Consider the following 12,967-nt stretch of genomic DNA (forward strand, 5'->3'; position numbering starts at 1 on the left):
ATTTTCGGTCGGTGCTACATTGCACCCTCTCACCCCGAAACACGGGTTCCCTCGCTGAATACTTTTTATGAAAAAGTTCGCAAGACGCTCCTCTTGCACATTACATTCTTTTTATATCTGCTCTCATGTAATTGTCCGATTTTTCGTACAATTGTCGAGCTGACATTCAATTTTTATATCATGCGGGCGAACGCTGCTCGCCCCTACATCGAGTTTTCTACTTCTCTGAGCAGAATTTCACCTCTTTGCCCTCGAGTATCATGTTTGTTGTTCTAACGGCACACATCTTGCCGCACATTGAGCAGGTATGTCTGTCGGCAGGTGGGGTCTGCTCAAAGAATCTTCTTGCCTTTTCACCGTCAAGTGCTATCTCGAACATTTCGTCCCAATCCATTTTGTGACGTGCTGCTGCCATTTTATCGTCGATATCTCTTGCACCCTTTACGCCCTTTGCGATATCTGCGGCATGGGCTGCTATCTTGCTGGCGATAATGCCTTCCTTAACGTCGTCAACGTCAGGAAGTCTGAGATGCTCGGCAGGGGTAACATAGCAGAGGAAGTCTGCACCGCTTGCTGCGGCGATAGCTCCGCCGATAGCTGATGTGATATGGTCATAGCCAGGGGCGATATCTGTTACCAGAGGTCCAAGCACATAGAAAGGTGCGCCGTGGCATATCTTCTTTTCCATTATCATATTTGCGGCGATCTCGTTCATTGCCATATGGCCAGGACCCTCTACCATTACCTGAACGTCCTTTTCCCACGCTCTCTTTGTGAGGTTGCCAAGCTCGATAAGCTCGGAGATCTGAGCGGCGTCGGAAGCGTCTGCAAGACATCCCGGACGGAGTGCGTCGCCAAGTGAGATAGTAACGTCATACTCTCTGAGTATTTCGAGAACTTCGTCATAATACTCGAAGAATGGGTTCTCGTTGCCTGTCATCATCATCCATGCGAAGAGCAGTGAACCGCCACGGGAAACGATATTCATTTTTCTTCCCTCACGTCTGAAAGCTTCGATTGCACGTCTGTTGATACCTGCGTGGATAGTCATAAAGTCAACGCCCTCTTCTGCATGGGCTTTTACTACTTTAAGAAAGTCCTGAGCTGATATGTCAAGGAGGTCTTTATCGAGGTAGCCGATAGCGTCATACATAGGAACAGTGCCTATCATGGCAGGCGACTTTGCTACTAGCTCTTTTCTGAAAGTATTGGTCTTGCCGTAGTTTGACAGATCCATGATAGCTTCAGCGCCGAACTTGATAGCCATATCCACTTTCTGCATCTCAATGTCATAATTCTTAGCGTCCCCTGAGATACCGAGATTTACGTTTATCTTAGTTTTAAGACCTTTACCGATACCCTCGGCAGAGAGAGCAGTATGGTTTACGTTGGCAGGGATAGCAACCTGACCTGCTGCAACAAGAGCCATAAGCTCGTTTACGTCTATATTTTCTTTCTTAGCCACTGTTTCCATTTCAGGGGTAACGATACCCTTTTTAGCGGCTTCCATTTGAGTTTTATAATTTCTCATAGAACAGTTCCTTTCAAATCGTAATAATCATAAAAGTGATTAACGGGGCTATGTCCTTTGCCCACTGTGAATGATTTTTCTATTGCCTCGGTGATATAGTTTTTCGCCTTTGTTACAGCGGAGAGCATATCCATACCGTGGGCAAGGTTTGCAGTTATGGCAGATGACAAAGTACAGCCGGTGCCATGGGTATTAGGCGAATCAACACGCTTGCAGGCAAGCTTATGAACACCCTCTGGGGTACAGAGATAATCCACAGCGTCGCCGGTGAGATGACCGCCTTTGACGAGGACGTTTTTTACGCCCATATCCATTATTATCCTTGCGGCTTTTTCCATATGGTTTTCATTCTTTATCTCCAAGCCTGAGATAGCTTCGGCTTCGGGGATATTCGGTGTAAGGAGCGTAACTATAGGAAAGAGCTTTTCCCTCATGGTGGAAACAGTTCCGCCCTCAGAGAGAGCGTCGCCGCTTGTAGCGACCATGACGGGATCGCAGACGATAATACTTGGTTTATACTCATTAAGCTTATCCGCAACTGCTGAAATAATTTCGGCAGTTGGGAGCATACCGAGTTTTACGGCATCGACGTGGATATCCTCAAACACAGCGTCTATTTGTTTTTGTATCTCCTCAACGGGTACGTTGAAAACAGACAGCACACGGGTAGTATTTTCAGCGACGACAGAGGTAATAACGCTCATGCCGAAAGTTTCATTAGCGCTGAAGGCTTTAAGGTCGGCTTGTACACCTGCGCCACCGGAGCAATCCGAGCCTGCCACTGACAAACATTTTAACATACTTTATTCCTTTCTTATGGAAAAGGGGAAACAAAAAAACCTCCTGACCATGCAGGAGGTAAATTTACACAAATTGCTTCCTACACTGGTCTTGACCAACAGGTTCAAAGGGTCAGGTTTTACCTTCTCAACCCAGCTTTTTTGCTTGGGTCCCCCTGCAAACTTTATTCGATTTTTCGCAGTTTTTCTGCTTTTTTATTATAACACTGGTCAGCGAGATTGTCAAGGAAAAATTGTGCAGATATCGCAAGTATTATCGAGCAAACAAAATCGGGCTGTCGAGGGCGCCAGCCCCTACATTTACATTTGAAAATTTGCCGATACAATGCTATGAAACCAAGCGGGCGACCAAAGGCCGCCCCTACAGTTATTCGACAGTTTGTTATGCCGCAAGATCGCTTTGCTTTACAGTATTCTCCTGATAGTGTTTATTTTACCGCAATACTTGATATTCGCAAGAGGCTGTATTCTGATCCCATAATATGTACTCATGGCATGGACTATTTTTCCGCCGCCTATATACATTGCTACATGGCCATAGTTATTACAGATTATCAGGTCGCCTGCTTCTATATTCTTCAAAGACACTGCTTTTCCCATTTTCGCCTGCGAATATACGCTGTTATACATATTCACACCGGCTTTTCTATAGGCTTGCATAGTCAATCCACAGCAGTCCGTTGCCTTATACTTTGTTCCGCCCCAGACATATCTTCCGCCGTTCATGCTTGCGGCATAATCAACGGCTGTTTTTATTCTTGCTTTTCTCTCAGGTGTACGCTTCACACCTTTTCCTACCTTGACGTACTTACCCTTATGATCGCCTTCATTGATAAGGACATAATTTGCTCCGCCGACATTCTTGCTCTGACCTGCCACACGCTTATTTTTATCGGTAGTGAGAGTACCTGACACAGCCACAGAGGCTTTTGTTTTTGAAGATTTCTTGAACATACCGTTTTTAAAGCTATAAAGCTGAACGTTTTTATCTATATGATAGTATGTTTTTGCTGCTGTCTTTACGTTGAGAATCGACGACTCTGACTTGGCACTGCCATTTACTGCTTTGACAGTGACTTTATATTTTGTGGAAGCTTTAAGATAAAGCTTGCCGTCATCGGTTATATTTATATAGTTATCCTTTTTCAACGCCTGCCATGTATATTTTCTTACATAGCGTCCGTTTACATAGACCTCAAATGTAGTCTTCGATGAAAAGCTTGTGAGATTTTTTACTCCTGCTTCTATTTTGTTTGAATACGCTTGTCTTTTTATCAAAACAGGTTTTGTCATCGAGTCAGCAGCAGAAGCTGTTATAACATTCACATAAGTCTTAGCGGATCCCTGCGGTGCAAATGCCACAAAGCTTATCATTATAACTGATGAAATTATCACTGCTGTTATTTTTCTTATTATGTTGATAACGGATCAGTCCTTTCCAGTTTTTGTATTCATGTACTTATACGATTTCATGTATATTATTATACATCGTTAATTATTACAATCTGTAATAATTAAGTTTCTATTTTGTAAATACTTATGGCAGTATTATACGTTTCTGTTTATTGTTAGTATACAAATCTCCTATTTTAATTCAGTTATTAGCGTTTTCTTACATTATTATGAACATCATATCATTTTTTATTAATATTATATAAATATAATTTATGACAATCTTACAAATATAAGAAAAACATCATCTTATGGTTTGGTAGATTTAATCAAGCAAATTCTATAAATTGGTATTAGTCGTTTGCACCATTTGCGAAAACGTTTGCTACTATAAAATTACAGCGTTCTCAAAGATTGAGAACGATATGTGAAAACTAAAATTATTTTGCGTAAATTAATTGTGAAAAGTGACAAAAAAGCCGTTCACAATCAGTGAAAAAGTTCTGAAAATTAATTTTTTATAAATAAAATATTGCGAATACCATTGACAAACATAGTTTACTGTAGTATAATTTCATTAGAAAATACAGAAAACGTTTAAGTTCAGTTACGAGGTATATATTTATAGTGGGTATAATGGAGGTCACGCTGATGAAAAGCATTAATTTTATGGGCGACAATGGTTTCAAAGAAGCACTTGAGAGCGTTGGTGTAACTGCAAGCAGCAGTATCAGCAGCGAGAAGATCTCGGGCTGTTTTAAATATGTTACGGCTGACGATATGTGTATTATTACTGGATACTGCGGTGACAGCCATATCGAAGTGCTGGAGCTTCCTTTTGAGCTTCGCGGCAAAAAGGTCATAGCTGTTGCAGGCGGTGCTTTCGCACATCTTTACGACCTTAAATGTGCTGTTATCTCAAAGGACGTTGTTATCATCGGAAGAAAGGCATTTTACAAATGCTGTTCACTGGTGAATGTGACTATACCTGAGAGCGTAAGGTTTATTGGTGAGATGGCATTCTGCGGTTGTGAATCTCTGAGATTTGCGACTATACCTGATGGAGTGGAAAGGATACTGCCATTCACATTCTACAATTGCGACAGTTTGGAGAGAGCTGACCTGCCTGAGAGCGTAAGAGAGATCGGCGAGTCTGCATTCGGTTTCTGCTCTTCAATGAAAGAAATTTGTCTTAATGAAAATATAGTTTCCATAGGAAACGGAGCTTTCCAGAACTGCATTTCTCTGAGAGAGCTTGAGATACCTGCAGCTATGATCGAGATCGCAGAGAATGCTTTCACATTCTGCTCAGGTCTGGAAGCGATCTCTATACCATTTGGAATCGAGGCTGTTGGCGACTACGCATTCTTCGGCTGCTCTGCTCTGAAAAAGGTTGAGTTCGCAGGATCTGTAAGAAAGATAGGCGAGTGTGCATTTGCACTTTGTGAGAAGCTCGAGAGCGTTTATCTTCCTGATTCCGTTAGCAGGATAGGCAAGAGAGCGTTTGCTCAGAATACTGTAGTTAAGACAGTGAGGATATCAGGCAAGATCGCTTATGTTGGAAGCGAGGCTTTCCGTGGCTGTAAGGCTTTGAGAGAAGTTGTTATCCCATCATCTGTAAAGAAGCTTGGTGCAAAGGCTTTCGTGGATTGCTCTGAGTTAAGAAGCGTTGTTATTCAGCATGGTGCCGATGGCATTGCGGAGGACGCTTTTGAGAGAGGTGCAGCCTTGATCACTGCTGACGCTGTTCCTGCACTTGATGACGAAACATTCAGGATAGCCGAGGCTGTTTACAACAAAAATTTCGCTTTATAAAATATATAACCTCTGGATCGGGGCGGCAGCTTTTAAGTTGCCGTCCTTTTTCTGTCTATTTGCAGGTGGGATATAATAATTCAAGTCGGTAGGATATAGGTCAATGTCAGTGGTACATAAAAAAAACGAGCAACCAAAGGTCGCCCTACGATATGTAAACAAAAAAAAATACGCTCTGCTTAACGCAGAACGTATTCAGTGGGGTGGGTAGTGAGATTCGAACTCACGGTCTTCAGTGCCACAAACTGACGCGTTAGGCCAGCTACGCTATACCCACCATACATATTAGAAGAAAATACTCGCAGCAGATTTTCATCTGGAACGAGTTTAATGGTACGCCATACTGGATTCGAACCAGTGACCTACCGCTTAGAAGGCGGTTGCTCTATCCAACTGAGCTAATGACGCATACTGTACTCATTAATATCTCAAACTCGGATAAAAGTTTAAGATATATTGGAGCGGGTGATGGGAATCGAACCCACATGACCAGCTTGGAAGGCTGGAGTTCTACCACTGAACTACACCCGCATACTGCCTGACCAGGCTTTTTTGGTGGTCTTTCAAGCTTACCGCTCAATCAACGATATTTATTATACCACTACAAGAGCCTTTTGTCAAGCACTTTTTTATATTTTTTTCATCTAAGCTCAACTTTGTGCAACTTTACTTATTTGCTCTTCTTATGTTGTTTCATTTTATTCACTATAACATCTTTGAACAAAAAGCCAACGATACCTGCTACGAGAGCTACTCCAAGCACCACAAGTGCAACTGTGAAGTTGCCGCTTTTTACATTGCTCCCCAAAATCGTTGAGAGCATTATTGCCGGAAGTCTGCAAGGCATGACATAATAGAAAAAATCCTTCTTGCTTATGGGAGTCAGGGGGACGATATATGAGATAACGTCCTTGGGTATTCCCGGTATGAGATAGAGGATTATAAGGATAACGGTTAGCTTTTTCTCATTTTGCAGGAATTTGAATTTTTTTAGCTGTTTCTCGTCAACAAAGGCTTCCACTATCGGTCTGCCAAATTTTTTCACAAGCACGAATATTGCCATTGTGCCAAGGAGCGTACCTAAGAATGATAGCAACCCGCCCCAGAACCAGCCGAACAGCACTCCACCCACAACTTGTATAGGCGGTATGACCGCTATGACCACTTGAAGAGCTTGTATGAAAGTAAAGATAAGCACTCCCACAATGCCACTGTAGTTATCAAGCTTACGCTCCAAGGCTGCAATGCCTGCCTTGCTGTGAAGCGCTTTTATAAGAGGTATACACGCCACTATAGCCATTGCTATGACCGCTATTATTGCAACAAGGCTTATTATCTGTATTTTTTTCTTGTGCCTTGCAGTTTGTATTTTCGCCTCGTTTAATATTTCTTTCTCTTGTTCTTCGTTCATAAAAACGTCACCGTCATTTTCTTCTGAGTATTTTTTTCCTAAACCAATTTATGTACATATCTGTCAGCTGTGTGAGGGCATAGTCATAAATAAAGAAAAACAGGTTTGCCGCCGCCCACAGAACAAGCACGGCATACTTGCCGAACATCTCCATGCCCTCGAGCATATCCACCGAAGTAAAGATATACTGAAATGCCAAAAAGAAGATGACTATCGCCACATTGAACAAAGCGAGCTTTATTGCCCACACCAACAGGCGGTTTTTCTTTTGGTCGAGATAATATTTAAGTATTGGATAATACCCCATGAACAATATAAAAAGCAGGGTTGCTTCGTAATTTGGGGTCACGAAAATGCTCAGCAGGCTCACTGCGCAATAGGTGGCTATCGCCCAGTTTTTATCCACCTCCACTATCATCACAACCATCATAAAGCCTGCGAAGGTAGGGATAGTATAATCGAGCATGGGCAAAAAGCTGCTTGAAAACATCAAAAGCAGGCAGACAGCAGAGCATATGCCGCCAAGTGCCACTCGAAAAGCTATTTTATTTCTCATGGGTCTTTAGCAGCACGGTATAAGGTCGCCGCCCATCATTTCACAGCAACAGTCTGCACAGCAAAGGGAGGAACAGCAGTCAGGACCGCTCATGCCGCCTGCTCGGTAGCCTTGGGTTGGGTTGCCGCTCATATAGCCGCTTCGCTGTCTGTTCATTTGTGCCAGCACGCTTTGGTACTCCATGTTATTTGGGTCGAGCTGGACGGCTCTTGTGAAGTTGTTATAAGCCTCATTGAGCCAGCCTCTGCGGTGGCAGATAGTGCCTTTGAGGAAATACCACTCGGCATTTCTTTCGGAGGATGACACGTTATCAAGTATCTGATCTGCCTGTGTGTAGCTTCCGCTTTGGATAAGGCTTCTGATATAGCCTGAGTCAAAGCCCTGTGAGGAGGCATAGCCGTCATAGCCGCTTTCTGCGGACTGGTATCCTCCCCCACGTCTTGAAGTCATGATCTGATCGTAGGCAGCGTTTATCTCGGACATTTTCTCCTCAGCTACGTCAGCTAGGGGGTTATCCTGATACTGGTCGGGGTGATATTTTTTCACAAGCTCTTTATAAGCTGATTTTATTTCAGCGTCTGAAGCTGTTGGGGATACACCTAAAATTTTGTAAGGGTCTTTGGAGATCATTGATCGTTATTTCCTTTCCTGTTATTGCGGAATTTTCCGCTCTTTATTTGAGTATAGACATTTTTAAGTCCAAGATACACGATATTATCAAGTATATCACGATATCTTTTAAGATCGAGCTTCACATAGATATCTGCCATTTCACCCAGGGTGAAGTTTATGCTGTCATCACAAAAGGCGTGAACTTTTTTGAGATATTCCGCATTTATGCCCTCGGCAGGTGGAAATTTTCCAAGGAGCGGATTGTAGCTTTCACTCTCGTGGTCGTCGGGCAGGTCGTCAAGAGCGTCGCAGATATAGATAAATCTGCCGAGGAGGTAGCCGAAACGTTCAAGGAGAGGTCGGCGCTCGTCCTGCCCGGTGCAAAGATTCCCTGCAACGGCTTGCATCATAAGTGCGGTAGGCTCGCAGGCAAGGTCTATGCCTGCTGTTTTTTCACGCTCTATTTTATTTTGCAATTCCATTGCGTTTTCAACGGCAGGGGCAAGATTTGGATAAAGGCGAGCCGCTTTCTTATAGGGCTTTTTGAAAAAAGGCAAAAGTGCAAATGCGGCAAGCTTGCCTTTTAGCCCTTTATCGGCTATATCGTCACGGAGCTTATGATATGTGAGTATCACGGCGGCTGAGGACGTATATTTAAGATTACAGGTACACTTTGCGCACATGGTCTTTTTAAGAGGGTGTGCGATACAGCGTTGCTTTTCTGCGTCAAGCTTCACTCCCCTCACAGAGAAATCCATAAGGGAGAGAAATGCGAAATCGTAACTAAGGGTAAAGCGTGTCACAAAGCCATAGCGTCTGCCCATATCCTTACAGAGTCCGCAGTAGACAGCTTTATAGATATCATATTCAAACATTCGCATATAGGGTTTGAAAGGGCGGACATATCCGAACATAGGCACTCCTTAGGTTTTCGTTACTATACATTATAAAACACGATTGTGTATATCCCGTGAAATATATAACATTATACAACAATTTTAAGATAAAAGTCAATAATTTTTATGATAAAAATAAGGGTGGGGTAATGGAGGAATCGAAAAGACGGACGGGATAAAAAAATAGGGCAAAATACAAAAGGGCGACCAAAGGCCGCCCCATATATCAGGTTTTTATAAACAAACGCCGGGATCAGGTCACAGCAAACTGTGAGTTATAGAGATCGGCATAGAAGCCGTTCTTTGCCATAAGCTCATCATGACTTCCCTGCTCTACTATGTGTCCCGAATCCATTACTATGATAGTATCTGCATTCTTGATAGTAGAAAGTCTATGGGCGATTATAAAGCTCGTTCTGCCCTGCATCATTTTCTCAAAGGCACGCTGTACCAATATCTCCGTACGTGTATCTATAGACGATGTAGCTTCGTCCAGAATGAGCATTGGCGGCAGAGAGAGCATTACTCGTGCGATACAGAGAAGCTGTTTCTGTCCTGCGGAGATAGTGCTGTAGCTGTCTGAGATAACGGTATCATAGCCCTTTGGCAGACGCTTTATAAAGCCGTGACAATGGGCTGACTTGGCGGCGGCTATCATTTCTTCCTCGGTGGCGTCAGGCTTTCCGTAGCAGAGGTTCTCTCTTATGGTGCCTGTTTTCAGCCACGTTTCCTGCAAGACCATGCCGTACATACTTCTCATGGAGTCACGGGTACAATCCTTTATAGGCTCGCCGCTTATGCGTATCTCGCCGCTGTCGGTATCGTAAAATCTCATAAGGAGGTTTATCATGGTGGTCTTGCCGCAGCCTGTTGGTCCTACGATAGCTGTACGCTGACCGCTCTTTACATGAAGGTTAAAATTCTCGATAAGCTTCACATCAGGCACATAGCTAAAGGACACGTTGTCAACGTCTAATGTGCCGTCAACGGAGGTAAGAACAGTAGCGTTAGAGCTGTCAGGTATCTCCTCTGTTTCGTCTATGACCTCAAAGACACGCTTTGCAGAAGCGAATGCACTTTGAAGCTCGGTGATAACGCCTGATATTTCATTGAAAGGCTTTGTATACTGATTTGCATAGGTGAGAAAACAGCTAAGGTTACCAACTGTGAAGCCCACGCCTTTTATTACAGAGAGTGCGCCCACGATACCGACAGCCATGTAGACGAGGTTGTTTACAAAACGTGTACAAGGGTTGGTGAGTGAGGAGAAGAATGTGGCGTTAAGTCCAACTTTCTGGAGTTTCAGGTTCACTTCTTCAAACTGCTCCTCGGCTTCTTCCTGATAGCCGAATGCTGTTACTACCTTCTGATTGCCTGTCATTTCCTCAACAAGGCTGGTCATGTCGCCTCTTGCAACTGATTGCTGGTGGAAAAGCTTGAATGTGTTCTTGGCGATAAATCTTGCGACAAAGAGAGACAGCGGAGTGAGGATAACCACGATAAGGGTTATTTTCACGTTGATAGAGAGCATGAAACCAAGTGTACCGAAAATTGTACATACACCTGTAAAGAGCTGTGAAAAGCCCATGAGAAGTCCGTCTGACACCTGCTCCAAGTCGGAGATTATACGGCTGATTATATCACCGTGAGGGTGGGAGTCGATATATGACAGCGGTAGCTTTTGGAGCTTAGCGAAAGCATCGTTTCGGATATCTCTTACCACACAATAGGTTATCTTATTTGTGCAGAGGGACATGAGCCACTGGGCAATGCCTGTGACGGTGACTGTTACGCCAAGCTTTATTATTATATTAATGATGCCGTCAAAATCAACCAAGCCCATTTCTACGATAAGGTCAACAGCGTTGCCCACGAGGATAGGTGCATAAAGGGTGGTGGCAACTGCTATGACCGCAAAGACCATGGACAGTATGAACAGCCACATATGCGGTTTTGCGTATTTGAGAAGTGGTCTGAGAGCTGAGGTATCAAGCTTGTTTTTTGTGCTTTGTTTAGCCATTTGCCTGCGCCTCCTTTTCTGAAAGCTGTGAAAGGCATATTTCTTTATATACCTCGCAGCCGTTATAAAGCTCTGAATGAGTGCCGATACCTGCTATTTTGCCATCGTCAAGAACGATTATCTTATCGGCGCTTTTTATAGATGAGATTCTCTGTGAAACTATAAAAACGGTCATACCGCTTGTTTTTTCGTGGATAGCTTTTCTTAGTCTTGCATCTGTGGCAAGGTCAAGGGCGGAGGCTGAGTCATCAAGAATGAGTATCTCAGGATCACCAACCAATGCTCTTGCAATGGTAAGTCTTTGACGCTGACCGCCTGAGAGGTTTTTGCCCTCCTGAAGTATCATCTCGTCAAGCTTATCAGGCTTTTTCTCAACAAAGTCCTTAGCCTGAGCGATATCAAGAGCGTTCCAGATATCCTCATCAGTGGCGTTTTTATCACGCCACTGCATATTGTGTCTTATAGTACCCTTAAAGAGAACGGCTTTCTGAGGGACGATGCCTATCATGCCTCTGAGCTGTGAGAATGGATACTCCTTTACGTCAACGCCGTCAACAAGGACTTCGCCCTGACGGACGTCATAAAATCTTGGGATAAGGTTGATAAGCGATGTTTTACCTGAACCTGTACCGCCGATTATACCGATAGTTTCGCCTTTCATGGCTTTGAAGCTTATATCCGAAAGGGAGTCGGCTTCGGCTGATGCGTACGAGAAGAAACAGTTTCTGAACTCAACGCATGGAGCGTTACCGTCAGTTGCGACAGGCTTATTATCCTTATCGGATACACTTGGCTCCACAGCGAAAACGTCATTTATTCTGATAGCGGAAGCCTGCATTTTGGTGATATTTGTAACGAGTATCGCCATAGCAAGGAGTGCTAAGAGTATCTGGTTCATATAGTTTACAAGGGCTATCACTTCGCCCTGTGAGATAAAGCCTGTATAAACCGTTTTGCCACCAAACCATATGATAGCGATGATAGCGAAGTTTACAATGACATATGTGGCAGGGTTCATAAGGGCGGAAATTCTTCCTGCGATAATCTGCTGACGTTTAAGCTCCTCGGTATTATCGGCGAACTCTTTCTCCTCGTCTTTCTGACGGGAAAATGCTCTGATAACTCTTGCGCCTGTGAGAGTTTCGCTTGTCATAAGGTTAGTTTTATCAAGCTTTTTCTGAATATTCTTATACTGCGGTATGGTGATGTGCATTATAAGGTAGATAACATAGGCAAGGCAAGGTGCGATTATCAGGAAGATAAGAGTAAGCTTCACTGAGATAGAGAATGCCATTATGATTGAGCCTAAAACGATAAAAGGCGAACGAAGAAACAGACGAAGAAGGATATTCACGCCCTGCTGAGCGGTATTGATATCCGCTGTCATTCTTGTGACGAGGGTATGGCTTCCAACGCTGTCTATTTCCGCATAGGACAGTGAATTGATATGCTTGAAGAGGTCACGTCTGAGGGCTGTTCCAAAGCCTAGGGACGCTTTTGCGGCGAAATACTGTGCGGTCAGTGAACACGCAAGTCCGCAGAATGCAAGCAATATCAGCACGCCACCCATTTTATAGATGTAGGGCTTATCTTGATTTTTTATGCCCACGTCAATGATATTAGCCATAACGAGTGGCACTGCAAGCTCGAAGCAGGCTTCGATAAGCTTAAACAGCGGACCGATTATGCTTTCTTTTTTATAGTTTTTCAGATACCTAAAAAGCTTCAGCATTTTTCTATCTCCCAACTAAATAAAATCATATAAATTTTATTATATCATATGTTTTTGTACATTTGTAGACGAATAAGTTAATTCTTTAAAAAAGTGGGGGGATAACGCAGGGGCAAAAAGTTCGCCCGTCTTTGTACACCGGCATGGTTTGTGATAATTCAAGCCTCGCACCTCAGAGCGGGACGCCGAGGGCGTCGTCCCC

10 protein-coding genes, 3 tRNA genes and 1 riboswitch are annotated in these 12,967 nt (G+C 43.6%); of the genes, 1 reads left to right on the forward strand and 12 read right to left on the reverse strand.

Features of this window, described 5'->3' with window-relative positions:
* Positions 1-217: 217 nt before the first annotated feature.
* The 3 genes from thiC to DW015_RS01775 all read right to left on the reverse strand — a co-directional run bounded on the left by thiC (position 218) and on the right by DW015_RS01775 (position 3,726).
* Positions 218-1,531 (reverse strand): phosphomethylpyrimidine synthase ThiC, encoded by a 1,314-nt coding sequence (gene thiC, locus DW015_RS01765; protein ID WP_117903753.1) that lies wholly within the window; start codon positions 1,529-1,531, stop codon positions 218-220.
* Positions 1,528-2,331 (reverse strand): bifunctional hydroxymethylpyrimidine kinase/phosphomethylpyrimidine kinase, encoded by an 804-nt coding sequence (thiD, locus tag DW015_RS01770; protein ID WP_117903755.1) that lies wholly within the window; start codon positions 2,329-2,331, stop codon positions 1,528-1,530. The genes thiC and thiD overlap by 4 nt, the downstream gene beginning before the upstream one ends.
* 60 nt (positions 2,332-2,391) lie before the next feature.
* Positions 2,392-2,498: riboswitch (TPP riboswitch) on the reverse strand.
* Positions 2,499-2,736: 238 nt separating this feature from the next.
* Positions 2,737-3,726 (reverse strand): C40 family peptidase, encoded by a 990-nt coding sequence (locus DW015_RS01775; protein ID WP_117903756.1) that lies wholly within the window; start codon positions 3,724-3,726, stop codon positions 2,737-2,739.
* A gap of 648 nt (positions 3,727-4,374) precedes the next feature.
* On the opposite strand from DW015_RS01775, the gene DW015_RS01780 reads away from it, so the two are divergent.
* Entirely contained in the window at positions 4,375-5,538 is a 1,164-nt protein-coding gene (locus tag DW015_RS01780) for a leucine-rich repeat domain-containing protein (protein WP_181979812.1), read from the forward strand.
* A 199-nt stretch (positions 5,539-5,737) separates the two neighbouring features.
* On the opposite strand, the gene DW015_RS01785 is transcribed toward DW015_RS01780, so the two are convergent.
* From DW015_RS01785 to DW015_RS01825, 9 genes are all read right to left on the reverse strand, one after another.
* Positions 5,738-5,815 (reverse strand) — tRNA-His (locus tag DW015_RS01785).
* Between the two features lie 54 nt (positions 5,816-5,869).
* Positions 5,870-5,946 (reverse strand) — tRNA-Arg (locus DW015_RS01790).
* Positions 5,947-5,995: 49 nt separating this feature from the next.
* Positions 5,996-6,069: transfer RNA gene (locus DW015_RS01795), tRNA-Gly, on the reverse strand.
* A gap of 139 nt (positions 6,070-6,208) precedes the next feature.
* Positions 6,209-6,949 carry a VTT domain-containing protein gene (locus DW015_RS01800; protein WP_117903760.1) on the reverse strand — a complete coding sequence of 247 codons (741 nt, stop codon included), beginning with the start codon at positions 6,947-6,949 and terminating at the stop codon, positions 6,209-6,211.
* A gap of 13 nt (positions 6,950-6,962) precedes the next feature.
* A complete protein-coding gene (locus DW015_RS01805; protein ID WP_117903762.1) occupies positions 6,963-7,505 on the reverse strand; it encodes a hypothetical protein in 543 nt (180 codons plus the stop codon).
* A 6-nt stretch (positions 7,506-7,511) separates the two neighbouring features.
* Positions 7,512-8,135: a DnaJ domain-containing protein gene (locus DW015_RS01810; RefSeq protein ID WP_117877998.1), complete on the reverse strand. Its 624-nt coding sequence runs from the start codon at positions 8,133-8,135 to the stop codon at positions 7,512-7,514.
* Positions 8,132-9,031 carry a DUF5685 family protein gene (locus DW015_RS01815; protein ID WP_117903764.1) on the reverse strand — a complete coding sequence of 300 codons (900 nt, stop codon included), beginning with the start codon at positions 9,029-9,031 and terminating at the stop codon, positions 8,132-8,134. Before DW015_RS01815 ends, DW015_RS01810 begins: the two co-directional genes overlap by 4 nt.
* A 235-nt stretch (positions 9,032-9,266) precedes the next feature.
* Positions 9,267-11,033: an ABC transporter ATP-binding protein gene (locus tag DW015_RS01820; protein WP_117903766.1), complete on the reverse strand. Its 1,767-nt coding sequence runs from the start codon at positions 11,031-11,033 to the stop codon at positions 9,267-9,269.
* A complete protein-coding gene (locus tag DW015_RS01825; RefSeq protein WP_117903768.1) occupies positions 11,026-12,765 on the reverse strand; it encodes an ABC transporter ATP-binding protein in 1,740 nt (579 codons plus the stop codon). The genes DW015_RS01820 and DW015_RS01825 overlap by 8 nt, the downstream gene beginning before the upstream one ends.
* Positions 12,766-12,967: the final 202 nt, after the last annotated feature.

The organism is Ruminococcus sp. AF37-20 (assembly GCF_003460465.1).
Taxonomy (GTDB): Bacteria; Bacillota; Clostridia; order Oscillospirales; family Ruminococcaceae; genus Hominimerdicola; species Hominimerdicola aceti.

Bases quoted from the DNA above. Each gene is read 5' to 3' on its own strand.
- DW015_RS01825 (WP_117903768.1), bottom strand. From the start codon at position 12,765: ATGCTGAAGCTTTTTAGGTATCTGAAAAACTATAAAAAAGAAAGCATA.
- thiC (WP_117903753.1), bottom strand. From the start codon at position 1,531: ATGAGAAATTATAAAACTCAAATGGAAGCCGCTAAAAAGGGTATCGTT.
- DW015_RS01780 (WP_181979812.1), top strand. From the start codon at position 4,375: ATGAAAAGCATTAATTTTATGGGCGACAATGGTTTCAAAGAAGCACTT.
- thiD (WP_117903755.1), bottom strand. From the start codon at position 2,331: ATGTTAAAATGTTTGTCAGTGGCAGGCTCGGATTGCTCCGGTGGCGCA.
- DW015_RS01800 (WP_117903760.1), bottom strand. From the start codon at position 6,949: ATGAACGAAGAACAAGAGAAAGAAATATTAAACGAGGCGAAAATACAA.
- DW015_RS01815 (WP_117903764.1), bottom strand. From the start codon at position 9,031: ATGTTCGGATATGTCCGCCCTTTCAAACCCTATATGCGAATGTTTGAA.
- DW015_RS01805 (WP_117903762.1), bottom strand. From the start codon at position 7,505: ATGAGAAATAAAATAGCTTTTCGAGTGGCACTTGGCGGCATATGCTCT.
- DW015_RS01810 (WP_117877998.1), bottom strand. From the start codon at position 8,135: ATGATCTCCAAAGACCCTTACAAAATTTTAGGTGTATCCCCAACAGCT.
- DW015_RS01820 (WP_117903766.1), bottom strand. From the start codon at position 11,033: ATGGCTAAACAAAGCACAAAAAACAAGCTTGATACCTCAGCTCTCAGA.